Below are 21,690 nucleotides of genomic sequence, written 5' to 3'. Positions count from 1 at the left end.
AGGGGGCGCGACAACCAGCAGACCACCCGCCGCACCCCTGGGAGAACAGCGCATGGCACCCGGCCTTCCCACCGCCATGGACCGACCGCACTTCATCGGCATCGGCGGCGCCGGAATGTCGGGCATCGCCAGGATCCTCGCCCAGCGCGGCGCCCAGGTGGCGGGCAGCGACGCCAAGGAGTCCGAGACCGCCGAGGCGCTCCGCGCCCTGGGCGCCACCGTGCACATCGGGCACGCGGCGGAGCACCTCGCCGACGACGCGAGCTGCGTCGTCGTGTCGTCCGCGATCCGCCAGGACAACCCGGAGCTGGCCCGCGCCGCCGAACTGGGCGTCCCGGTCGTGCACCGCTCCGACGCGCTCGCCGCGCTCATGAACGGCCTGCGCCCGATCGCGGTGGCCGGCACCCACGGCAAGACCACCACCACCTCGATGCTCGCGGTCAGCCTGTCCGAGCTGGGCCTGAACCCCTCGTACGCCATCGGCGGCGACCTGGACACGCCCGGCTCCAACGCCCTGCACGGCGACGGCGAGATCTTCGTCGCCGAGGCGGATGAAAGCGACCGCAGCTTCCACAAGTACGCCCCCGAGGTCGCCATCGTCCTCAACGTCGAGCTGGACCACCACGCCAACTACGCCTCGATGGACGAGATCTACGAGTCCTTCGAGACCTTCGCCGACCGGATCGTCCCCGGCGGCACCCTGGTGATCGCGGCCGACCAGCAGGGCGCCCGGGAGCTGACGCGCCGCCTGGCGGGCAAGGTGCGGACCGTGACCTACGGGGAGTCCGAGGACGCCGACGTGCGCATCCTGTCGGTCGTCCCGCAGGGCCTGAAGAGCGAGGTCACGGTGGTGCTGGGCGGCACGGAGCTGACCTTCGCGGTCTCCGTCCCCGGCCGCCACTACGCCCACAACGCCGTCGCCGCCCTCGCCGCGGGCGCCGCCCTGGGCGTCCCCGCCGCCGAGCTCGCCCCCGCCCTGGCCGCCTACACCGGCGTCAAGCGGCGCCTCCAGCTCAAGGGCGAGGCGGCCGGCGTCCAGGTCGTCGACTCCTACGCGCACCACCCCACCGAGATGACGGCCGACCTGGAGGCCATGCGCGCCGCGGTCGGCGACGCCCGCATCCTGGTCCTCTTCCAGCCGCACCTCTTCTCCCGCACCCAGGAACTGGGCAAGGAGATGGGCCAGGCCCTGTCCCTGGCGGACGCCTCGGTCGTCCTGGACATCTACCCGGCCCGCGAGGACCCGATCCCGGGCATCACCAGCGACCTGATCATCGAGGCCGCCCGGGCCGCCGGCGCCGACGTCACCCCGGTCCACGACAAGGCCGGGGCGCCCGCGGTGGTCGCGGGAATGGCGAAGGCCGGTGATCTCGTTCTCACCATGGGAGCGGGCGACGTCACCGACCTCGGACCCCGCATCCTGGACCAGCTGTCGAGCACCGGAAACTAAGGGGCTGAGGACTCATGTCGTACGACGTCGAGAAGCCGGACGAGCAGTGGCGCGCGGAGCTGGCCCCGGCCGAGTACGCCGTGCTGCGCCAGGCCGGCACCGAACCGGCCTTCACCGGTGAGTACACCGACACCAAGACCGAGGGCGTCTACTCCTGCCGGGCCTGCGGCGCGGACCTGTTCACCTCCACGACCAAGTTCGAGTCGCACTGCGGCTGGCCGTCCTTCTTCGACCCGAAGGACACCGACGCGGTCGAGCTGATCGAGGACCGCTCGCACGGGATGGTCCGCACCGAGGTGCGCTGCGCCCGCTGCGGCTCGCACCTCGGGCACGTCTTCCAGGGCGAGGGCTACCCGACCCCGACCGACCAGCGGTACTGCATCAACAGCATCTCGCTGCGGCTGACGCCCGCCGGGGACTGAGTCACCGGACGGCGGACGCGTCACGGGCGGCGGCCGGGAGCGTCACGGTGAACACCGTGGCGCCCGGCTCGCCGTCCACCTCGACCGTGCCGCCGTGCGCGCGCACCAGCGAGGCGGCGACGGACAGGCCCAGGCCGCTGCCGCCCCGGTCGCGGCTGCGGGCCTTGTCGACGCGGTAGAAGCGGTCGAAGATCCGTTCCCGGTCCGCCGCCGGGATGCCCGGCCCCGCGTCGGCCACCGAGACCCGGACCGCGTCCGCCCCACCGCAGACCGTGACCGAGACCGCGGTTCCCGGCGGAGTGTGCACGGCCGCGTTGGTGAGCAGGTTGTCGAGAACCTGCCGGATCCGCTGCGGGTCGAGGCGCAGCTTCACCACCGCCGCACCCGTCCGCACCGTCAGCGGACGGTCCGGGTGCCCGGCGCGGAAGGCGTCCGCGGCCTGCCGCACCAGCTCCGTCAGATCCGCGTCCTCCCTGCGCAGCGGCGCCTCCACCTCGTCGGCGTCCAGCCGGGCGAGCAGCAGCAGGTCGTCGAGGAGCACCCCCATCCGGGCGGCCTCGGCCCGCAGCCGGGCCAGGTGCCGCTCCCGTTCCGCGGGCTCGTTGGCCGCCGCGTACTGGAAGAGGTCGGCGTATCCGCGCACCGACATCAGCGGCGTGCGCAGCTCGTGCGAGGCGTCGGCGACGAACCGGCGCAGCCGCCGCTCCGCCTCCGCCCGCACCGCCAGCGACGCGTCGATGTGCTCCAGCATCGTGTTGAACGCGGTCCGCAGCTCCGCCACCTCCTGCCCGCCGTCCCGCCCGTCGGCCCGCAGCGGGAGCCGGGCCGCCGACTCGGTCAGGTCGTGCGAGGCGATGCCGTGCGCCGTGCTCGCCATGTCGCTCAGCGGTTTCAGGCCGCGCCGCAGCATCCGCCGCCCGAACACCACCAGGGCGAGCAGCGCCAGCCCGAAGGCGACGACCTGCACCGTGACCAGCTGGTCGACGGTGTCCTCGACGTCTCCCATGGGCGCCGCGCTGACCAGCACCACCCCGGGCTCCACCTCGCAGGCGCGCAGCAGGTAGGGGCCGTGCCCGCCGATCCGCACCGTGCGGGTGATGTCCTCCTCCGAGCGGGCCATCGTCCGCGCCAGGTCGGTCAGGGCCCGGCTGTCGGCCGGCACCTCGGCGGGCGTGCGCAGCTCGGCGGAGGCCCCGGAGACGTCGTACACGGCCGTGTACCAGCCGTAGTACGGCTTGCGTTGCACCGTTCCGTGCGTCGCCGCGTCCTTGGACTGCACGACCTGCACCAGCTTCATCTGGTCGGCGAGCTGCCGCTCCAGGTAGTCCCGCATGTACGCGGTCAGCACCGTGCCGACCACCGCGAACACCACCAGTGACAGCACCCCGAGGCCCAGCGCCAGCCGGGTCCCGAGCCGCAGCCCCCGGTAGGCGCGCCACCCCCGCCGGATCACCGGGCCGTCTCCCGGATCGCGTACCCGAAGCCCCGCACCGTCCGGATCAGCGGCTCACCCGTGTCGTCGAGCTTGCGCCGCAGCCGGCTGACGACCAGCTCCACGACGTTGGACCGGCCGCCGAACCCGTACTCCCACACGTGGTCGAGGATCTGCGCCTTCGTCAGCACGGACGGCGACCTGCGCATCAGGTAGCGCAGCACCTCGAACTCCGTCGGCGTCAGCGACAGCCGCCGCCCGCCGCGCCGCACCTCGCGCGTGTCCTCGTCCACCTCCAGGTCCGCCACGCGCAGCACCGACCGCGGCGACCCCGGCCCGGCACTGCGCCGCAGCACCGTCCGCAGCCGGGCCATCAGCTCCTCCACCGCGAACGGCTTGACCAGGTAGTCGTCACCACCCCGGGTCAGCCCCGCCACCCGGTCGGCCACCCCGTCCCGCGCCGTCAGGAACACCACCGGCACCATCGTGCCCGAGTGGCGCAGCCGGTCCAGGACGCCGAAGCCGTCGACGTCCGGCAGCATCAGGTCGAGCACCACGATGTCCGGACGGAACCCGACGGCCAGCCGCAGCGCCTGCTCGCCGGTGTTCGCGGTGACCGCCTCCCAGCCCTCGTAGCGGGCGACCGTGGCCACGAGATCGGCGATGGGCGGGTCGTCGTCCACGACGAGGAGTCGCACTTTGTCCACCCGCACATACTGCGCCACCGGGCGCCCGAACCCCTAGGGCCCGACCGGCCGGACTCCCGTAGGAGCGTCAGGCGCCGCGGCGGGCGGTGAGCAGCAGATACTCCCACTCGAGGGCACCGTCCTCGAGCGCACCGCGCGCCAGGTCCACGAGAGCCGCGTCCAGGGCGGCGGTGCGTTCGGGGTCGTCGGCCAGGTTCCGGTAGACGCTGATCGTCGGCCCGTACGCGGACTTGAAGAACGCGCGGAATTCCTCCGGCTCGCCGAACGTGTCCACGCGAAGCGACCGCCGGTGCGCTTCGACGTCCGTGACCCGGTCGCCGAGCAGCATCCGCACGTGTTCCTCCCGGCCCCACAACGGCGGGGGCTGGGCACCGGGAGGGGGCGGCGGCGCATACGGTTTCATGATCGTGAACATCTGCCCGACGAACCCCTCGGGGGTCCAGTTCAGGAGCCCGATCGTGCCACCCGGCCTGCAGACCCGCACCAACTCGTCGGCGGCGTCCTGGTGATGAGGAGCGAACATGACTCCCACGCAGGACATCACGGTGTCGAAGGACCCGTCCTCGAACGGCAGATCCTCGGCATCCGCCTCCTGCCACCTCACTGTCGCGCCGCGCGCTTCGGCCTCTCTCCGGCCCACGTCCAGCAGTTCGGGAGTGAGGTCGGAGGCCACCACGTCCCCGCCGGCCAAGGCGGCCGGGATCGAGGCGTTCCCCGATCCGGCGGCCACGTCGAGGACCCGGTCGCCGTCCCTGATCCCGCAGGTCTCCACGAGGGCGGGGCCGAGACCGGCCACGACGTCCCGTGCGACCGCCGGATAGTCTCCGAGGGCCCACATCGAGCGATGCTTCGCCTTGAGCGCGCGGTCGGCTTCACGCGCCTGTGCCGTCCCGGTCATGTGACCCGCCTCCACGCGGTACCGATGGCTGCCCTTCTTCGAGGATAGGGAGGCGGCGGCCGCCTTGCCCGGCGAGCGTGACCTGCGTGGGGGGTGTGAGCCGGATGCGTCGCAGCGGGCCCGCTTCTAGACTGGAACGGTGCCTGATCGCCTCGAGGTCCCGAGTGGAGGCGCAGAGCGATGGCGACAGTCCTGTTCATAGTCAGTGGTGCGACGTACTGGGTGCTGAAGGACGGCACACGATATGCGACGGGATATTGGGCGGAGGAGTTCGCCAAGCCGTACAAGGCCCTGACGGATGCCGGTCACGCCGTCGTGGTGGCGACTCCGGGCGGCACGACTCCGAACGTCGACATGATGAGCCTCCGCCCGTCGATGGCGGGTGGCGAGCAGGGTGCCCTGGACCTGGAGTCCATCATCCGGGACGCCGAGGTGATGCGGCGTCCGCTGAGGCTCTCGGACATCCGTCTGGAGGACTACGACGCGGTGTACCTGCCGGGTGGACACGGCCCGATGTCGGATCTCGCCTTCGACGCCGACGCCGGTCGGCTCCTGACGGCACAACTCGGCTCCGGTGAACCGTTGTTCATCGTGTGCCATGCGCCCGCCGCGATGCTGGCGACCCGGATCCACGGAGTGTCACCGTTCGCGGGGTACAAGGTCACGGGCTTCACCAACGAGGAGGAAGAGGGCGTCGGCCTGGCCCCCCGGGCGACCTGGCTCCTGGAGACGGAGCTGAAGGACCAGGTGGGTGTCCAGTACAGCCGGGGGCCCGTCTGGGAGCCGTACATGGTCGAGGACCGGAATCTGGTCACGGGGCAGAATCCGGCCTCCGCCGAGGTGCTGGCCGAGCGGCTGCTGAAGATCCTCGCCTGAGGAGGGCAGGGAGCATGCGGGAGTTCATGGTCGAGCTGACCACTGCGGTCCCGGAAGGGACCGACCCGGCTGAGGTCGACCGGCGTCGCGCGGCGGAGGCCGTCCGTGCGGGGGAGCTGGCCGAGCAGGGGCGCCTCTTCCGGCTGTGGCGCCCGGTGGGGGAGAAGCGCAGCGTCGGTATCTGGCGGACCGACGACGAGTCCGATCTGCGGTCGAACGTACTGGGCAGCCTGCCCCTGTCGCCGTGGATGACAGCGGTGGTCACACCCTTGCAGCCGCACCCGAACGATCCCGGTCCGACCGGATGAGCCGCGCGCGGCGCGCGGGGGGTCAGAGCAACTGCTGGCCGCCGTCGATGTCGTACGTGGCCCCGGTCAGCGCCTCGTTGCGCATGATGTGAAGGGCGAGGTCGGCGACGTCCTCCGGCCCGACCACGCGGCGGATCGGCAGGGTCGACCTCAGCTCCTCCCGCCTCGCCTCGAGACCGTCCCCCAGCAGCGATGCCGAGAGCGGCGTGTCGACGAAGCCGGCCGCGATGAGGTTCACGCGCACGGGGGCCAGTTCGAGGGCCAGGTTGGCTGTGAGGGCGGGCAGCGCGGCGGTGAGCGCCGCGATCACCGTCCGCCCGACGCCCGGCCGCCTGCCTCCGGTGCCGCCGATGAAGAGCAGCGTCCCCCCGGCTCGGACCTTGTCCTGACCGTACTTCGCGATCGCCAGGGTCATGGCCAGGCGGTCGCCGAAGTGACGGCTGGTCTCGCCGAGATCCATCTCGGCCAGGGGCAGGTACGACGGGCCGCCGGCGGTGGAGATGACGTGATCGACGGGGTGCGGCAGGCCCTGGAAGAACGCCCGGACTCCGTCGGGGTCCGCGGCGTCGAACGTGGCCGTGCCCAGCGGCTGGATCTGTGCCGCCGCCCTCTCCAGCCGCTCCTCGTTGCGTCCGGTCAGGAACACCTGGCCGCCCTCGGCGCGCACGCGGCGAGCGGTCTCGAAACCCATGCCCGAGCTGCCACCGATCACCACGACCACTTGCCCGGCCAGCCCGCCGTCCTTCTGCTCGTGGCTCATCGCAGACCTCCGATCAGGTAGCCGGAACCGTGCACGAGAATACCGGGACGAAGAATTACGCACCATTTGGAACTGACGACGAGGGCGGCGGATGAATTGCCGAGGCCGCTCCCATGCCTATCCTGACCGTGGCAGCGAGATGTGACGAGACGGCCGAATTGCGGAGTCCTGCATGGGAACAGCCCAGAGACTGTCGGCTCTCGCCGTCGCCCTCGGTGGCGATCCGCGCATCGAGAAGGGCGACCTGTCACTCGCGCTGGCGGCCGCCGAACTCATCGATCTCACGGAGGCGCAGGCCGTTCTTCTCCACGGCGATCGTCTCCTCCCCGCCGCGCCGGTGGGAACCGGATCCCCGATGCTGATCGAAGCCGCGTCGCAGCTGGTCCGGGACGCCCCTTACGAGACGGTCGTGGACTGGCTGTGGCGCCGGGGCAGCGGCCTGGCCGGACGCTACCGGGCCGCCGTGGCGGAGGCCGGTCACGTGCACCGCGACGCGGCCGAAGCCGTGCGGGACTGGAACGACCCCGTCCTCGCCCACCTGGCGGCGGCGGCCGGGATGCGTCCGACGCCGCCCGACGACACTTCCGCGGACCTCGAGCACGAGCAGATCGCCATTCTGGGTGAGGTGCACCAGGCCATTACGCAACTGGCCGCCGAAAGGCAACGGCGGTCGATCGAGCGAGGCCCCTTCGAGGGCATCCTGCGCGGCTTCTGACCCGCCGCTGAACCCGAACGGCCCATCGACGCTACCGGTTGGGATCACCGTGACGGGCCGGTCGTGCCCGGTTCGTGCAGCATGAGCGCAAGGAGCCGCGGACCGGCACCCCCGGGCCCACAAGAGGAACCATCGTGCTGAACGCGTTCGTAAGTGTTTTCAAGACCCCCGACCTGCGGAAAAAGCTGGCATTCACTCTGGGCATCATCATCCTGTTCCGTCTCGGCTCACACGTGCCGATTCCGGGAGTGGACTACCAGAGGGTCCAGAGCTGCGTGGATTCCGTTTCTCAGACGAACGGAATCCTCGGGCTGGTCAATCTGTTCAGCGGCGGTGCGCTCCTCCAGATCACGGTATTCGCCCTCGGGATCCTTCCCTACATCACGGCCAGCATCATCCTTCAGTTGCTCACGGCGGTGATTCCGAGGCTGGAGGCGCTGAAGAAGGAAGGGGCGTCCGGGCAGGCCAAGATCACTCAGTACACGCGCTACCTCACCGTGGCTCTCGCCGTTCTCCAGGGGACCGGTCTCGTGGCGACCGCCCGCAACGGCGCCCTGTTTCCCAGCTGCCCGGACGCGTCCCGGATCGTTCCGGACGATTCCGTCTTCGTCACCGCGGTCATGGTCGTGACCATCACCGCCGGTACGGCATGTGTCATGTGGCTGGGCGAACTCATCACCGAACGGGGCGTCGGCAACGGCATGTCGATGCTGATCTTCCTCTCCATCGCCTCGACCCTCCCCGGCGCACTCTGGGCCGTGAAGCAGGAGAGCACCCTTGCCGGAGGCTGGCTCGCCTTCGGCATCGTCCTGCTGGTCGGGTTCGTGATGGTGGGCCTGGTCGTCTTCGTGGAGCAGGCGCAACGCCGTATTCCGGTGCAGTACGCCAAGCGCATGATCGGCCGGAAGGCGTACGGGGGAACCGCCACCTACATCCCGCTGAAGGTCAACCAGGCCGGCGTGGTCCCCGTCATCTTCGGCTCCTCGCTTCTCTACATTCCGGCGCTGATCGCGCAGTTCGCCGGTTCCGATTCCGGATGGTCCACCTGGATCACGAACAACCTGAGCAGAGGGAACCACCCCTACTATGTGGCGATCTACTTCCTCCTGATCGTCTTCTTCGCCTTCTTCTACGTATCCATCACCTTCAATCCGGAGGAGATCGCGGGGAACATCAAGCAGGCCGGAGGGTTCATTCCGGGGATTCGTGCCGGGAAGGCCACGGCGCAGTACCTGGGCTACGTCCTCAACCGCCTCACCTGGCCGGGATCGATCTACCTCGGGCTGATCGCCCTCGTGCCGACCGTGGCCCTCGGCAGTTTCGGCAGCGCGAACCAGCTCACCGGGACGAGCATCCTCATCATCGTGAGCGTCGGGCTGGAGACGGTCAAACAGATCAGCAGCCAGATCGAGCAGCACCGCTACGAGGGCTTCCTGCGCTGAGCGCCGGCGGCCGTACGGCCGTGATCCCGCCGTCCCTCACATGTCCAGGACGACATCGCCGTCCGGCCGGGCGCAGCAGATCAGCACCTCGCCGGTCGCGGGGTACTCCAGCGGGGCCGGGTCGTAGCCGACCGTCCCGGACAGGAGCGCGGTGACGCAGGTGTGGCACACCCCGGTACGGCACGACCAGCGGACGGGGACGTCGCAGGCTTCGGCCAGCTCGAGAAGGCTCCGCCGGCCCGCCGGGTACCGAGTGGTGAGGCCGCTGCGGACGAAGGTCACCTGTGGGCCTGTTCCGGGCTCGCCGGCGGGCTGGTGCGGCGCCGCGACCACCTGCGGGGCGATACCGGGGCGGAGGGCGGGCAGCGCCGAGAAGGCTTCGGTGTGCGTGCGGGCCGGATCGATCCCGGCCCCCGCGAGCGCCTCCCGCATGTCGTCCATGAAGCCCTCGGGCCCGCAGATGTACGCGCTGGCCTCGGCGGGAAGGGAGAGGGCCATGAGCGCCTCCCTCGTGAGCCGCCCCCGTACGGCGTGGCCGAGTTGGTGGTCACCGTGTGCGGTGGAGCTGTAGTAAACGTGCTCATGCCCGTTCGGCAGGTCGGTGAGCAGGCCGTGGGCCTCCGCGGCGAGCGGGTACTCCTCGGGCCGGCGGGCGCCGTGGATCCACCAGACCTCGCGCTCGCGGTCGTGGGCGGCGAGCTCGTGGAGCATGGCCAGCACGGGTGTCAGACCGATTCCGGCCGAGACGAGAACGACCGGCTCAGTGCCGCGGTCGAGCACGAACTCGCCCCGGGGAGCCGCCACGTCGAAGCGGGCACCACGGTGCGTGCGCGTGGTCAGGTAGCCGCTCACCGAGCCGTGGGGGTCGTGTTTGACGCTGATGCGGTACCGGCCGTCTGCCGAGGTCGAGGACAGCGAGTAGCTGCGCACCGGGGCCGGCTCGGCGAGCGAGGGAAGGCGCAGCGTGACGTACTGCCCGGCCCGGGCTTCCGGGAGAGGCGACCCGTCGGGCGAGCCGAGATAGAGGGAGGTGACGGACGCGCTCTCGGGGACCACTTGGTCCACCAGCAGCTCCCGGAACCCCGGCCACCTCGGGCTCGGGGACGCGTCGGGACCTTCGGCGGCGGCCAGCAGGTCACGGAACGAGCCGCGCCAGCCGGGGCTGAGGGCGGGGATGGACAGGGCGAGCCGCAGCGTGCCGGCGTCGTGGTCGGGCAGGTAGAGCAGGGCGTCGGCGTCAGTGACGCTCAGTGGTCCCCATCCGGTGCGCGTCCTGACGATCGGGTCCCCGGCCCGGATGCGGCCCTCCCGGATCACCCGCATGTAGAAGCCGGGCCGGCGGTGGCCGACCAGCAGAGCCGGCATCCGCGGCTCCGCGAGCCGCATGCCGACGCGGTAGCAGGTGACCCTGGGCTGGGTGACCTCGAACTCGGCCTCTCCGATGGCGTAACGATCACCGATGCAGACCTGGTCGTCGGGCAGACCGTCGACGGTGAGGTTCTCGCCGAACTGGCCGTAGCCGAAGTCGTCACGGTGGAGGACCTGCTCCCAGTACCGGTAGGACTGCACCTGGTACACGAGGACCGCGCGCTGTTCACCCCCGTGCCCCGCCCGGTCGCCCTGCCCGTCGCCGTCGAGGTTGAGGCGGCGGGCCGTCACCGGGCCGGACCGGGGCATCTTCCACACCCCGGTGTGGACCGTGTCGCCGTGCCAGGCCACGTTCCGCGGCATTCCCACGTTCACCGACAGCAGGGAAGACACCACGTTGCTCCCATCGGACGCCGGGACGTCTTCCCTCCAGTGTCGTACTCCCGCCGACGTGATGCCCGCCCGCGCGCGCCGTACCCGACGACCCGGTGTGAACGCCCGGCCAGGGGGAAGGTGTCGCCCGGACCAACGGGCCCCGCAGATCCGCCGTCTACACTCGACCGGCGACGGCCCCACCGACCGCGGCCGGAGCGGGCAGCTTCTGCCAGACCCGAAGGGTATTCGGCGTTTTGATACGCATGGACTCAGTCACCAAGCGGTACCCGGACGGCACCGTGGCGGTCGACCACCTGTCGCTGGAGATACCCGACCGCGCGATAACCGTCCTCGTCGGACCCTCGGGCTGCGGCAAGACGACGACCCTGCGGATGATCAACAGGATGGTCGAGCCCACCGAGGGCACCATCCTCCTCGACGGCGAGGACCTCGGCCGGCAGCCGGTCACCACACTGCGCCGCTCGATGGGCTACGTCATCCAGAACGCCGGGCTCTTCCAGCACCGGACGATCCTCGACAACATCGCGACCGTGCCCCGCATGATCGGCTGGGGCAAGCAGAAGTCCCGGGAACGCGCGGCCGAGCTGATGGAACGCGTGGGGCTGGACGCCTCCCTCGGCAAGCGCTACCCCTACCAGCTCTCCGGCGGCCAGCAGCAGCGCGTCGGCGTGGCCCGGGCGCTCGCCGCCGACCCGCCGGTGCTGCTCATGGACGAGCCGTTCTCCGCCGTCGACCCCGTGGTCCGCAAGGGTCTCCAGGACGAACTCCTGCGCATCCAGGACGAACTGGGCAAGACCATCGTCTTCGTCACGCACGACATCGACGAGGCCATCAAGCTGGGCACCATGGTCGCGGTGATGCGCACCGGCGGCCGTCTCGCGCAGTTCGCGCCGCCCGCCGAGCTGCTGTCCGACCCCGCGGACGAGTTCGTCGAGGACTTCCTCGGCGCCGACCGCGGCATCCGGCGGCTCTCCTTCTTCCCGTCCGCAGACCTGGAGCCGACCCGCGACCCGGTCGTGCGCACCGGCGCCACCCAGGTGCCGCCCGCCGCTGCCGACGCCCCCTACCTCCTGGTGACCGACGCGGACGACAGGCCGCTGGGCTGGGCCCGGCCGGAGGACCTGGCGGGCGGCGACATCGCCCCCGAGCGGCTGCTGTCCCACGGGCGCCCCTTCACGCCCGGCACGGACTCGCTGCGCGCCGCCCTCGACTGCGCCGTCCTCTCGCCCACCGGGTGGGCGGTCGCCGTGGACGCCGACGGCCGGGTGACCGGGGTCGTCTCCCAGCAGACCATCGCCGAGGCCATCCGCGCCGCCCACGACGGCACGGCCACCGCCCGGGCGTCCGACGCCGGGGCGTCCGACGCGGGGTCCGCAGATGTCGCGAAGGTCGCGCCGTGAACGGCTTCTTCGACATCCCGAGCGACCTCGACAACACCTACTTCGGCCTGATCGGCCTGCACCTGCGCGAGGCGCTGCTGCCGGTGCTGGCCGGACTGCTGGCCGCGCTGCCCGTCGCCCAGCTGTGCGTGCGCTTCCGCTGGCTGTACCCGCCGGTGCTCGGCGTGACCACCGTCTTCTACGCCGTCCCGTCGCTGGCCGTCTTCGTCGTCCTCATCGACTACACCGGCCAGACCGAGCTGACGGTGATGATCCCGCTGGCCGTGTACAGCCTGGTCGTGCTGGTCCCGGCGATCGTGGACGGCGTGCGGTCGGTGCCCGAGGAGACCCTGGCCGCGTCGACCGCGATGGGCTTCGGTCCGGTACGGCGCTATCTCCAGGTGCAGTTGCCGATCGCGGTGCCCGCCATCCTCGCCGGACTCCGCGTCGCCGTGTCGGCGAGCATCTCCCTGGTCAGCGTGGGCGCCCTGATCGGCAACCAGGGCGCCCTCGGCAACCTGCTCGCGGACGCCCAGAAGTACGGCCGGCCGGAACTGGCGGTCAACTCCGTCCTGACCACCGCCGTACTGGCCGTCCTGTGCGACGCGGTGCTCGTCCTGATCAGGAACCTGCTGACCCCGTGGATGCCGCGCGGCAAGGGCCGGCGACCCAAGGAGTCCGCCGCACGGCGGGAACTGCCCGAGCCGAAGGAGGCGTCGGCCCGGTGAACGTACTCAACTTCGTCAACGCCTTCTTCAGCGACAGTGCCCACTGGCACGGCTACGACGGCATTCCGCAGCGCCTGCTGGAGCACGTCCAGTACACGCTGCTGGCCCTCGGCCTGGCCACCGCGATCGGCCTGCCCATCGGGCTGCTGACCGGGCACACCGGGCGCGGCGGCAACGCCGTCGCGTTCGTCGCCACCGCCGCCCGCGCGCTGCCCAGCTTCGGGCTGCTGGTGCTGATCGCCGTCGTGGTCGGCATCGGCCTGCTGCCCGTGATGGTTCCGCTGGTCATCCTCGCGATCCCGCCGATCCTGGTGACCACGTACGAGGCGGTCCGCTCCGTCGACCCCTCACCCGTGGACGCCGCGCGCGGCATGGGCATGCACGAGTCGAGCATCCTGTTCCGGGTGGAGCTGCCCGTCGCCCTGCCGCTCGTCCTCAGCGGTCTGCGCTCCGCCGCCATCCAGGTCGTGTCGACGGCGACGATCGCGGCGTACGTCTCCCTCGGCGGGATCGGCCGGTACATCATCGACGGCCTCTACCAGCGCGACTACGAGAAGGTGGTCGGCGGCGCCACACTGGTGGCCCTGCTGGCGCTGGTCACCCTCGCGGCGTTCTGGGCGGCGGGACGGCTGGCGGTGTCACCGGGCGTGCGGCGGCGCTGAGAAGCGACGGCTGCGACCGCCGTAAAAGAAACCGTAACCAGGCCGTTCTTGACTGACCGACATGTGGCTCGTTTGGATCGATGGATGACTTCTACCAGGAAGAGCAGCTGGTCCAGGACGAGGCACTCCGGCGCGGCGGCCGTCGCGCTCACCGCCGCGGCGGCGCTGCTCGCGGGCTGTTCCTCCGACTCCGACGACACGTCCGACAATCCGCTGGCCGGCGAGAAGGCGAAGGCCGGCACCGTCGTCGTCGGCTCGAACAACTTCGCCGAGAGCACCCTGCTCGCCGACATCTACGGCGAGGCGCTGAAGGCCAAGGGCCTCAAGGTCACCTACAAGCACAACATAGGCAGCAGGGAGACGACGTACGGCCTGATGAAGAACGGCTCGGTCACGGTGCTACCCGAGTACAACGGCTCCCTGCTGGCCTACCTCGACCCCGAGGCCGAGCAGCAGTCCGCCGACGCGGTCAACGAGGCCGTGAAGGCCAAGCTCGACAAGAAGCTGACCGTGCTGGAGTCCTCGCCGGCCGAGAACAAGGACTCGGTGAGCGTCAACGCCGAGACCGCGAAGAAGTACGGACTCACCGCCGAGTCGACCCTCGCCGACCTCAAGGAAGCCGCCCCGGACCTGACGATCGGCGGCTCGCCCGAGTTCCAGACCCGGCAGCAGGGCCTGAAGGGCCTGGAGTCGGTGTACGGGCTGAAGTTCAAGTCGTTCAAGGCGCTCGACGCGGGCGGCCCGCTGACCCAGTCCGCGCTGACGAAGAACACCGTGCAGGCGGCGGACGTCTTCACCACCGACCCGACCATCATCAAGGAGCAGTTCGTCGTCCTGAAGGACCCGGAGAACCTCTTCGGGTACGCGAACGTGACCCCGCTGGTCACCAAGGACGGACTGTCCAAGGAAGGCGTGGCCACGCTCAACGCGGTCTCCGCCAAGCTGGACACCAAGACCCTCCTGGACCTGGACGCCCAGGTCCAGCTGGACAAGAAGGACCCGCTGGACGTGGCCAAGGAGTGGCTCACGTCCGCGGGTCTCGTCTGACGGACGCCCGAGGACGACCGGTTACGACGCCGCGGCCCCGGTCGCGGCGTCGATCAACTGGTCGATCAGGGCGATGAGGACGTCCCGGCTGGAGGTCCGCTCCCGCGCGTCGCAGAGCAGCACCTGCACGTGCTCCGGCAGCGCCAGGGCCTCCCGGATCTCCGCCGCGGGGTACGGATGCCGCCCGTGGAAGCCGTTGACGCCGACCACGAACGGGATGCCCCGCCGCTCGAAGAAGTCGATCGCGGCGAAGCTCGACTCGGGCCTGCGGACGTCGACCAGCACCACCGCGCCGAGCGCGCCGATCGCCAGGTCGTTCCACATGAACCAGAACCGCTGCTGACCGGGCGTGCCGAAGAGGTACAGCACCAGTTCCCGGCCGATGGTGATCCGCCCGAAGTCCAGGGCCACGGTGGTGGCCCGCTTCTCCTCGATGCCGGCGAGGTCGTCGACGTCGAGTCCCGCGGCGGTCAGCGGTTCCTCGGTGCGCAGCGGGGCGATCTCGCTGACCGAGCCCACCATGGTGGTCTTGCCGACGCCGAAACCGCCGGCGATCAGGATCTTGACGGCGTCGGGCGCGGTCGCGCGCGCGGATGCCGTGGGCGCCTCAATTGCGCGGTCAGAGCCGGCCAAGGCCGTCCCTCACTTTCTGCAGCAGGTCCAGGTCCGGGTTGGCGCGGGAGACGAGGTGCGGCGGCCGGGCGGTGATCCGGCCGGCCTCCAGCAGGTCGGAGAGGAGGATGACCACCACGCTCACCGGCAGGTCGAGGCGGGCCGCGACCTCCGCCACGGCCACCGGATCGGCGCACAGCCGCAGGATCCGCAGATGCTCGGGCTGCGGCCGCGCGCCCCGGGTCGGCTGGGGGTCGACCGCGGTCACCGTCGTGATGAGGGTGAAGTCGGCGCGGCTGGGCCGGGTCCGTCCGCCGGTCAGGGTGAACGGCCGCACGAGCCGGCCGGCCGCGTCGCCTCCGGTCACGTCACTCGCCGGGGCCGGCGGTGGCCCGCGGTGCCGCGCTCAGGTGCTCGCCGATCTTCTTCACCAGCATGTTCATCTGGTACGCCACCACACCGACGTCCGCGTTCGGCCCGGTGAGTACGACCAGGTGGGCGCCGGGACCCGCGGAGCTGAGGATCAGGTAGCTGTTGGCCATCTCGATGAGCGCCTGACGCACCGGGCCGCCGCGGAAGTCCATGCTGACGCCCTTGCTGAGGCTCATCAGGCCCGACGCGGTCGCCGCCAGCCGCTCGGCGTCGTCCCGCAGGAACCCGGTGGACTTGCTGACGACGAGCCCGTCCTCGGAGAGCACCACCGCCTGGTTCACGTCGGCGACCCGCTCCACGAGTCCGGTGAGCAACTGGTCCAGCTCGCTGTGCGTGGCGGGGGAGGGTCGGGTCATCGGGTGTCCTTCGTCGGCGGTCGGCGGTCGGCGGTGGGAGTGGAGGGGGCGGCGGAGGAGAACACCTGCCCGTCGGTGTCGTCCTGGGCGGCGTCGGCCTGGGCCCGCAGCGTGCCGCGCTGGAATCCGCCGAGGGACGACGCGGCGTGCTCGGCCGTGAAGTCGGCGTAGTCGTTGGGCGCGTCGTCCCGGCCGCCGGCGGTGTCCTCGTCCCGCAGCTCGGCGGCGAGGCTGGTCTGCGGAACCCTGCGGGGCAGCGGCGCCAGGCCGTTCGGCTCGGAGGCAGCGGCGGAGGCGGAGGCAGCGGCGGCCGGGGCGGCGGGCGCGGCGGGTTCGGCCCGGCTCGCGGGCACCGGCCGCGGCCTTGCCGTGGGCCCGGCGGACCCGTCGGACGCGGAGCCCTCGGAGCCCGGCGCGTCCGCCGGCTCCGGCGCGGGTGCGGCGGGCGCCCCGTCGACCGGCTCCCGCACCACGATCTCGTGCGGGATCAGCACGATCGCCGTGGTCCCGCCGTAGGGCGAGGAACGCAGTGTCACGGTGATGCCGTGCCGGTGCGCGAGGCGGGCCACGACGAACATGCCGAGGCGCAGGTCGTCGGCGAGCGCCACCACGTCGAACTGCGGGGCCACCGCCAGCTGCTCGTTGAACGCCGCGTAGTCCTCCTCGGACAGTCCGAGCCCGCGGTCCTCGATCTCGACGGCCAGCCCCTTGGCCACCAGCGCCGCGCGCACCCCGACCGGGTTGGGCGCGGGGGAGTAGGCCGTCGCGTTGTCGATCAGTTCGGCCAGCAGGTGGATCACGTCGGCGACCGCGGGCGGCGCGAGCGCCACCTCCTCGTCGGTGTGCAGCTCCACGCGCTGGTACTCGGCCACCTCACCCACGGCGCTGCGCAGGATGTCGACCAGCGAGACGGGCTCGCGCCAGGTGCGCCTGGGCTGCTCGCCGCTGATGATGACGAGGTTCTCCTCGTACCGGCGCAACTGGCTCGCCGTCGAGTCCAGTTCGTACAGACCCTTCAGGATCTCCGGGTCGGTGTGCTCGCGTTCCAGGGCGTCCAGCTTGCCGAGCTGCATGTTGACCAGGTTCTGGCTCTGCCGGGCGATGCCCAGGATCACCTTCTGGAAGCCGCGCCGGGTGTCGGCCAGTTCGACGGCGGTGTGCACGGCGGTGCGCTGCGCCGTGTTGAACGCCTGGGCGACCTGGCCGAGTTCGTCGCGGCCGTAGTCCAGCGGCGGGGTCGCCGACTCCACGTCGACCTTCTCGCCCCGCTCCAGGCGCGCCACCACGTCCGGCAGCCGCTCCTCGGCCAGGCTCAGCGTGGCCAGCCGCAGCCCGCGCAGCCGCCTGGACAGCGAGCGCGTGATGCGCCAGGACATGCCGACGCACAGGAGCAGGGCGACCAGTCCGCCGGCGCTGAGGGAGGCGGCCGTGATCAGCAGCTGGCGCGCCTCGTCGGCGCTGCGGTCGAGGAGCCCGCCCGTCTGCTGCCGGATCAGCGTCCCGTACGCGTCGGAGACCTTCGCGAACGCCGCGGTCCACTGCTCCCGCAGGTCCGGCAGGTCGATCCGGTCCGCACCGTTCGCCGCGCGGGCCGCCAGCACCCGGTCCTCGACCCGCTGGAGGGTCTGCCACTCGGGGCTCGCGAGGATCCGCTCGGTCTGCGTCTTCACACTGCCGCTCAGGGAGGGGACGATCTGGTCCTGCACCAGCCAGCGCCGGGTGTGCACCAGTTGCGCGAAGTCCGCCCACTGCTGCTCGTCCATCCGGTCGGACGGCCAGGCCAGGGTGAGCCGGGCGTCCGCCCGGGAGGTCAGTTCCGCCGCCTGCTCCAGGGCGACCAGCGGCCCGGCCTGCGAGGTGAGGTCGCCGTCGTCGACCTGGGACAGTTCCTGGAAGGCGTGGATCTGCTCGTCGATGATCGAGGTGTACTGGTCGAGCGCCTGCTCGGGGGTGATGTCGCTCGGGTCGTCGACCTGGTTGCGGTAGTACTCCAGGCTGCCCACCGAGCCGAGCACCGAGTACAGCCGGTCCGAGACCCGGGAGGGCGCGTCCTCGATCGCGGCGGACTGGCCGACCAGCTGGGCGACCGCCTCGTCCGTCTTCCTGCGCTGGGCCTCCAGTTCCGACCGGTCGCCCTCGGGCGCGGCCAGCCAGGCGGCCGACAGACTGCGCTCCTTCTGCAGGGCGAGCGTCGCCTCGGTGCCCATGGCCCCGGTGTCGCGGCTCAGTTCCGTCTGTGAGCGCAGCCGCAGGCCCTCCGAGAACATCTGGATCGTCGTCACCCCCCACACCGCGGCCAGCGTGACGCCGGGCACCAGGGCCAGGAGGATCAGGGAGAGACGTATGGAGCCGAGGCGGCGCCGGGCTCCCTTCCGTGCGGGCATCGTCGTCCTAGGCGATCATCGGGGGAGGATGTCGGAGGTGCGGGGGAGCCGGCGGCCGCGGGGCCCGGTCACCGGGTGCCGCCCGCGGCGAACTTCGCGACCGTGTCGGCGTTCGTGCGGGTGACGAACGCGGGGCCGGTCAGCACGGGCGCCACTCCGCCGCCGCTGACGTTGCCGTTGGTCCGGTACAGCCAGAGCGCGTCCACCGCGAGATAGCCCTGGAGATACGGCTGCTGGTCCACCGCGAACTGGACGTCCCCGCGTTTGACGGCGGCGACCAGGTCGTTGTCGAGGTCGAAGGTGGCCACGTCGGCGTCGCTGCCCGCCTCGTCGACCGACTTGACCGCGGTGAGGGCGAACGCCGCGCCGTTCATGACGACTTCGTCGATGCTGGGGTCCTGGCGCAGCCGCGCGGTGATCGCGGCGCCCACCGCCTTCATGTCGGTGCCCTCGACGTAGAGCATCTCGGTCTCGCCCTTGAACGTCTTCTTCACCCCGGCACAGCGGGCCTCCACGGCAACGTTGCCACGCTCGTGGATGACGCACAGGGCGTGCTTGGCCTTGAGGTCGTTGAGTTTGTCGCCGACGGCCCGGCCCGCCACGCTCTCGTCCTGTCCGAAGTACTCCAGGAGCCCCGCCGACCGCCAGGCGTCCATACCGGAGTTGAGGCCGACCACGGGGATCCCGGCCGCCTTGGCCTCGGCGACCGGCGCCTTCATCGCCTGCGGCTTGGCCAGCGTCAGGGCGATGCCGTCCACCTTGTCGCGGACCGCGTCGCGCACCAAATCGGCCTGGCCGGCGGTGTCGGCGTCACCCGCGTACGTCAGGTCGATGCCGTCCTTCGCCGCCGCCGCCTCGGCGCCCTTGCGCACCCGGTCCCAGAAGGCGTCGCCCTCGCCGCCGTGGGTGACCATGACGACCTTCATCCGGTCGGCGCCGGACCCGCCGGCGGCGTCCGCCGTCGAGCCGTCCTCGTCCCCGCCGAGGGCGGAGCAGCCGGCCGTCAGCAGACAGACGGCCGCGGCGAGGGCCGCGGCCCGCAGCGGGCCGGGGGAGTTGGTGGGCGGGGGAGAAGTACTCATGGGGGCGGGGGCACCTCGCTGTGCGGCCGAGCAGGAGGAACGGGGCGAGGTGCCCCGGAGCCACGTGTCGCTGCGCCAACCGGGTGAATCTCGCCTGGCCGGAGCAAATCGTGAGTGACCGCTGGTAGTCAAGTGACCGGCGACCAGGTGTGAGTTGTCGGTGCCGCATCGTGATGAACGGGACAGGTGGCGACCGGTGTCTCCTCGACGTCCGCGACGGGGTCTCAAGGAGGACTATCTGACGGTCAGTTATCGGTGAGTTATCGTGTACAGGGGGTAAAGGCGGGCCGCACGGTCTGTTGAGTTCCAGCCCAGGAGAGTTCAGCCGATGGCGAGGCAGCTACGCGCCGAGCAGACCCGCGCGACGATCGTCGGTGCCGCCGCCGACCTGTTCGACCGTCACGGCTACGAGTCGACCAGTCTGAGCGAGATCGTGGCCCACGCCGGGGTCACCAAGGGCGCCCTGTACTTCCACTTCGCGGCGAAGGAAGACCTCGCCCACGCCATCATGGAGATCCAGTCCAGGACCTCGCGGCAACTCGCCACGGACCTGGGCGGGCGCGGCTACACCTCGCTGGAGGCGCTGATGCGCCTCACCTTCGGCATGGCCCGGCTGTGCGAGGAGGGTCCGGTGCTCCGCGCCGGTCTGCGGCTCGCCACCGCGGGCGTGCCGGTACGGCCGCCGCTGCCGCACCCCTTCACCGAGTGGCGGGAGATCGCCACCTCCCGGCTCCTCGACGCCGTCCGGCAGTCCGACCTGCATCCGGACATCGACGTCGACTCCGTCGCCCACACCCTCGTCTGCTCCATCGTCGGCACCCGCGTGGTCAGCGGGACCCTGGAACCGGCCGGGCGCCAGCCCCGCCGCCTGGCCGAGATGTGGCACATCCTCATCCGCGGCATGGTGCCGGTGACCCGGCGCGCCCGCTACGTCACCCTCGCGGCGCGCCTGGAGCGCGAGACCGTGTCCGCCTGAGCTCAGCGGCCCGCGCGGTACGGTGAGGCGCATGCCCGACACCCCGTCCGCGCCCGCCCCCGTCATCGTCGGCGACGAGCCCGGGTCCTTCCCGCACGGTGTGCTCGCCGACCGGCACCCCGCCATCGTCCGGCAGGTGCGCGACGCGTTCCCCCACGGCCCGGACCGGCTGCGCGCCCTCGACGCGCTGCTCGCGAGCGGCGCCGACGGCGTGATCGAACCGCTCCCCGCCGACGCCGACCCCGGCGACCGGGACCGCTGGGCGCGGTGGGGCCTGGACGCGTATGCCGGCCGCTCCTGGTACGACGTGCCCTGGCTGTGGGCCGAGAGCCACTTCTACCGGCGGCTCCTCGACGCCGTCGGGTACTTCGCCCCCGGCACCTGGCAGGGCGTCGACCCCTTCCGGCCGGCCAAGCTCGCCGAACTCGACGACCCCGCGACGGACGAGGAACTCGCCGCGCTCGACGGCCTCGCCGCCCTGTCCGCCGACGAGCGGACCCGGGCCCTGCTGCACGGCTCGCTCTGGGGCAACCGGGCGGACCTCGGCTTCCGCCTCTCCGAGGGCGGCACCGGCACCGGGGAGCAGGTGGAGGCCCTCGTGTGCGACGACAGCGACGCCCTGTGGTCCCTGCTTCCGCCCTCCGCAGGGCCGGGCACGGCGGGGCCGAGGACGCTGTGCCTCGTCGCCGACAACGCGGGGCGCGAACTCGTCCCCGACCTGCTCCTCGTCTCCCACCTGCTCGCCGAGGGCCGCGTCGACCGGGCGGTCCTGCACGTCAAGCCGCATCCGTACTACGTCTCCGACGCCACGCCCGCCGACCTGCTCGACGCGCTGCGGCGGCTGGTGGCGGCGGGCGGCACGGCCGAGGAGTACGGGCGGCGGCTCTGGACCGCGCTGCGGGACGGGCGCGTCACCGTCCGCGCCCACCCGTTCTCCTGCGCCCCGCTGCCGTACGCGGACATGCCCGACGACCTGCGCGCGGAGTTCGCCGAAGCCACCGTCACCGTCCTCAAGGGCGACCTGAACTACCGCCGCCTGGTGGGCGACCGGTGGTGGCCGCCGACCACGCCCTTCGCGGACGTCACCGCGTACTTCCCGGGTCCCGTCGCCGCCCTGCGCACCCTCAAGTCCGATGTGATCACCGGCCTGTCGGGGAAGACCGAGGAGGCGCTGGAGTCCGGCGGGGAGCCGCGCTGGCGGACCGGCGGAACGCACGCCCTGATCCAGGTCAGGACCTGAGCGCGGAGTTCCCGCGTT

The 21,690-nt window shown here is 71.6% G+C and carries 22 protein-coding genes; 12 read left to right on the top strand and 10 right to left on the bottom strand.

The window, feature by feature from the left end; translation table 11 throughout:
* Positions 1-52 precede the first annotated feature (52 nt).
* Both murC and msrB read left to right on the top strand, forming a co-directional pair.
* Positions 53-1,450, top strand: a complete 1,398-nt coding sequence (murC, locus tag ACGF3J_RS10235; RefSeq protein ID WP_161331021.1) for a UDP-N-acetylmuramate--L-alanine ligase — start codon at positions 53-55, stop codon at positions 1,448-1,450.
* A gap of 14 nt (positions 1,451-1,464) precedes the next feature.
* On the top strand, positions 1,465-1,872 hold the full coding sequence (msrB, locus tag ACGF3J_RS10230) for a peptide-methionine (R)-S-oxide reductase MsrB (protein WP_393853870.1): 408 nt from the start codon (positions 1,465-1,467) through the stop codon (positions 1,870-1,872).
* A gap of 1 nt (position 1,873) precedes the next feature.
* Here msrB and ACGF3J_RS10225 read toward each other — a convergent pair whose 3' ends face one another.
* The 3 genes from ACGF3J_RS10225 to ACGF3J_RS10215 form a co-directional block, all read right to left on the bottom strand.
* A complete protein-coding gene (locus ACGF3J_RS10225) occupies positions 1,874-3,325 on the bottom strand; it encodes a HAMP domain-containing sensor histidine kinase (RefSeq protein ID WP_161331022.1) in 1,452 nt (483 codons plus the stop codon).
* Positions 3,322-4,011 carry a response regulator transcription factor gene (locus ACGF3J_RS10220; protein ID WP_393853869.1) on the bottom strand — a complete coding sequence of 230 codons (690 nt, stop codon included), beginning with the start codon at positions 4,009-4,011 and terminating at the stop codon, positions 3,322-3,324. The genes ACGF3J_RS10225 and ACGF3J_RS10220 overlap by 4 nt, the downstream gene beginning before the upstream one ends.
* Positions 4,012-4,078: 67 nt before the next feature.
* Complete coding sequence (locus tag ACGF3J_RS10215; protein WP_393853868.1) at positions 4,079-4,909, bottom strand: class I SAM-dependent methyltransferase; 831 nt, start codon at positions 4,907-4,909, stop codon at positions 4,079-4,081.
* A gap of 180 nt (positions 4,910-5,089) precedes the next feature.
* Here ACGF3J_RS10215 and ACGF3J_RS10210 point away from each other — a divergent pair, with 180 nt between their 5' ends.
* Together ACGF3J_RS10210 and ACGF3J_RS10205 are read left to right on the top strand one after the other, a co-directional pair.
* On the top strand, positions 5,090-5,785 hold the full coding sequence (locus ACGF3J_RS10210) for a type 1 glutamine amidotransferase domain-containing protein (RefSeq protein ID WP_393853867.1): 696 nt from the start codon (positions 5,090-5,092) through the stop codon (positions 5,783-5,785).
* Between the two features lie 14 nt (positions 5,786-5,799).
* A complete protein-coding gene (locus tag ACGF3J_RS10205) occupies positions 5,800-6,093 on the top strand; it encodes a muconolactone Delta-isomerase family protein (protein WP_393853866.1) in 294 nt (97 codons plus the stop codon).
* A 22-nt stretch (positions 6,094-6,115) separates the two neighbouring features.
* On the opposite strand, the gene ACGF3J_RS10200 is transcribed toward ACGF3J_RS10205, so the two are convergent.
* Complete coding sequence (locus ACGF3J_RS10200; protein ID WP_393853865.1) at positions 6,116-6,853, bottom strand: SDR family oxidoreductase; 738 nt, start codon at positions 6,851-6,853, stop codon at positions 6,116-6,118.
* A gap of 172 nt (positions 6,854-7,025) precedes the next feature.
* Between ACGF3J_RS10200 and ACGF3J_RS10195 the strand changes: the two genes are divergently transcribed.
* Positions 7,026-7,568 carry a GPP34 family phosphoprotein gene (locus tag ACGF3J_RS10195; protein ID WP_393853864.1) on the top strand — a complete coding sequence of 181 codons (543 nt, stop codon included), beginning with the start codon at positions 7,026-7,028 and terminating at the stop codon, positions 7,566-7,568.
* A gap of 134 nt (positions 7,569-7,702) precedes the next feature.
* Entirely contained in the window at positions 7,703-9,010 is a 1,308-nt protein-coding gene (gene secY / locus ACGF3J_RS10190) for a preprotein translocase subunit SecY (protein ID WP_393853863.1), read from the top strand.
* A gap of 36 nt (positions 9,011-9,046) precedes the next feature.
* On the opposite strand, the gene ACGF3J_RS10185 is transcribed toward secY, so the two are convergent.
* Positions 9,047-10,771, bottom strand: coding sequence for an MOSC domain-containing protein (locus ACGF3J_RS10185; protein WP_393853862.1), 1,725 nt, complete (start codon positions 10,769-10,771; stop codon positions 9,047-9,049).
* Positions 10,772-11,007: 236 nt separating this feature from the next.
* On the opposite strand from ACGF3J_RS10185, the gene ACGF3J_RS10180 reads away from it, so the two are divergent.
* The 4 genes from ACGF3J_RS10180 (at position 11,008) to ACGF3J_RS10165 (ending at position 14,590) form a co-directional block, all read left to right on the top strand.
* Positions 11,008-12,174 carry an ABC transporter ATP-binding protein gene (locus ACGF3J_RS10180; RefSeq protein ID WP_161331031.1) on the top strand — a complete coding sequence of 389 codons (1,167 nt, stop codon included), beginning with the start codon at positions 11,008-11,010 and terminating at the stop codon, positions 12,172-12,174.
* Complete coding sequence (locus ACGF3J_RS10175) at positions 12,171-12,881, top strand: ABC transporter permease subunit (protein WP_234960018.1); 711 nt, start codon at positions 12,171-12,173, stop codon at positions 12,879-12,881. The genes ACGF3J_RS10180 and ACGF3J_RS10175 overlap by 4 nt, the downstream gene beginning before the upstream one ends.
* The gene (locus ACGF3J_RS10170; protein ID WP_125494680.1) at positions 12,878-13,543 is read left to right on the top strand and encodes an ABC transporter permease; all 666 of its coding nucleotides are present in this window, start codon (positions 12,878-12,880) and stop codon (positions 13,541-13,543) included. Before ACGF3J_RS10175 ends, ACGF3J_RS10170 begins: the two co-directional genes overlap by 4 nt.
* 84 nt (positions 13,544-13,627) lie before the next feature.
* Positions 13,628-14,590, top strand: a complete 963-nt coding sequence (locus tag ACGF3J_RS10165) for an ABC transporter substrate-binding protein (protein ID WP_393853861.1) — start codon at positions 13,628-13,630, stop codon at positions 14,588-14,590.
* Positions 14,591-14,611: 21 nt separating this feature from the next.
* Here the strand turns inward: ACGF3J_RS10165 and ACGF3J_RS10160 are convergent, their stop codons facing one another.
* The 5 genes from ACGF3J_RS10160 to ACGF3J_RS10140 all read right to left on the bottom strand — a co-directional run bounded on the left by ACGF3J_RS10160 (position 14,612) and on the right by ACGF3J_RS10140 (position 19,456).
* Positions 14,612-15,223: an ATP/GTP-binding protein gene (locus ACGF3J_RS10160; RefSeq protein ID WP_161331034.1), complete on the bottom strand. Its 612-nt coding sequence runs from the start codon at positions 15,221-15,223 to the stop codon at positions 14,612-14,614.
* A complete protein-coding gene (locus tag ACGF3J_RS10155) occupies positions 15,210-15,569 on the bottom strand; it encodes a DUF742 domain-containing protein (RefSeq protein WP_393853860.1) in 360 nt (119 codons plus the stop codon). The genes ACGF3J_RS10160 and ACGF3J_RS10155 overlap by 14 nt, the downstream gene beginning before the upstream one ends.
* A 1-nt stretch (position 15,570) precedes the next feature.
* Positions 15,571-15,990: a roadblock/LC7 domain-containing protein gene (locus tag ACGF3J_RS10150; protein ID WP_125494684.1), complete on the bottom strand. Its 420-nt coding sequence runs from the start codon at positions 15,988-15,990 to the stop codon at positions 15,571-15,573.
* Positions 15,987-18,374, bottom strand: a complete 2,388-nt coding sequence (locus ACGF3J_RS10145; protein WP_393853859.1) for a nitrate- and nitrite sensing domain-containing protein — start codon at positions 18,372-18,374, stop codon at positions 15,987-15,989. The genes ACGF3J_RS10150 and ACGF3J_RS10145 overlap by 4 nt, the downstream gene beginning before the upstream one ends.
* Before the next feature lie 68 nt (positions 18,375-18,442).
* Positions 18,443-19,456 carry a substrate-binding domain-containing protein gene (locus ACGF3J_RS10140; RefSeq protein ID WP_393853858.1) on the bottom strand — a complete coding sequence of 338 codons (1,014 nt, stop codon included), beginning with the start codon at positions 19,454-19,456 and terminating at the stop codon, positions 18,443-18,445.
* Positions 19,457-19,784: 328 nt separating this feature from the next.
* Between ACGF3J_RS10140 and ACGF3J_RS10135 the strand changes: the two genes are divergently transcribed.
* Both ACGF3J_RS10135 and ACGF3J_RS10130 read left to right on the top strand, forming a co-directional pair.
* Positions 19,785-20,432 carry a ScbR family autoregulator-binding transcription factor gene (locus ACGF3J_RS10135; protein WP_161329748.1) on the top strand — a complete coding sequence of 216 codons (648 nt, stop codon included), beginning with the start codon at positions 19,785-19,787 and terminating at the stop codon, positions 20,430-20,432.
* Positions 20,433-20,463: 31 nt separating this feature from the next.
* A complete protein-coding gene (locus tag ACGF3J_RS10130) occupies positions 20,464-21,672 on the top strand; it encodes a damage-control phosphatase ARMT1 family protein (RefSeq protein WP_393853857.1) in 1,209 nt (402 codons plus the stop codon).
* The last annotated feature ends 18 nt before the right edge of the window (positions 21,673-21,690 follow it).

It is taken from the genome of Streptomyces sp. NPDC048171 (genome assembly GCF_043202655.1).
Classification (GTDB): domain Bacteria; phylum Actinomycetota; class Actinomycetes; order Streptomycetales; family Streptomycetaceae; genus Streptomyces.
This window is presented reverse-complemented; position numbering and strand designations above follow the sequence as displayed.

Bases quoted from the DNA above. Each gene is read 5' to 3' on its own strand.
- murC (WP_161331021.1), top strand. From the start codon at position 53: ATGGCACCCGGCCTTCCCACCGCCATGGACCGACCGCACTTCATCGGC.
- msrB (WP_393853870.1), top strand. From the start codon at position 1,465: ATGTCGTACGACGTCGAGAAGCCGGACGAGCAGTGGCGCGCGGAGCTG.
- ACGF3J_RS10215 (WP_393853868.1), bottom strand. From the start codon at position 4,909: ATGACCGGGACGGCACAGGCGCGTGAAGCCGACCGCGCGCTCAAGGCG.
- ACGF3J_RS10210 (WP_393853867.1), top strand. From the start codon at position 5,090: ATGGCGACAGTCCTGTTCATAGTCAGTGGTGCGACGTACTGGGTGCTG.
- ACGF3J_RS10205 (WP_393853866.1), top strand. From the start codon at position 5,800: ATGCGGGAGTTCATGGTCGAGCTGACCACTGCGGTCCCGGAAGGGACC.
- ACGF3J_RS10200 (WP_393853865.1), bottom strand. From the start codon at position 6,853: ATGAGCCACGAGCAGAAGGACGGCGGGCTGGCCGGGCAAGTGGTCGTG.
- ACGF3J_RS10195 (WP_393853864.1), top strand. From the start codon at position 7,026: ATGGGAACAGCCCAGAGACTGTCGGCTCTCGCCGTCGCCCTCGGTGGC.
- ACGF3J_RS10165 (WP_393853861.1), top strand. From the start codon at position 13,628: ATGACTTCTACCAGGAAGAGCAGCTGGTCCAGGACGAGGCACTCCGGC.
- ACGF3J_RS10150 (WP_125494684.1), bottom strand. From the start codon at position 15,990: ATGACCCGACCCTCCCCCGCCACGCACAGCGAGCTGGACCAGTTGCTC.
- ACGF3J_RS10145 (WP_393853859.1), bottom strand. From the start codon at position 18,374: ATGCCCGCACGGAAGGGAGCCCGGCGCCGCCTCGGCTCCATACGTCTC.
- ACGF3J_RS10140 (WP_393853858.1), bottom strand. From the start codon at position 19,456: ATGAGTACTTCTCCCCCGCCCACCAACTCCCCCGGCCCGCTGCGGGCC.
- ACGF3J_RS10135 (WP_161329748.1), top strand. From the start codon at position 19,785: ATGGCGAGGCAGCTACGCGCCGAGCAGACCCGCGCGACGATCGTCGGT.
- ACGF3J_RS10130 (WP_393853857.1), top strand. From the start codon at position 20,464: ATGCCCGACACCCCGTCCGCGCCCGCCCCCGTCATCGTCGGCGACGAG.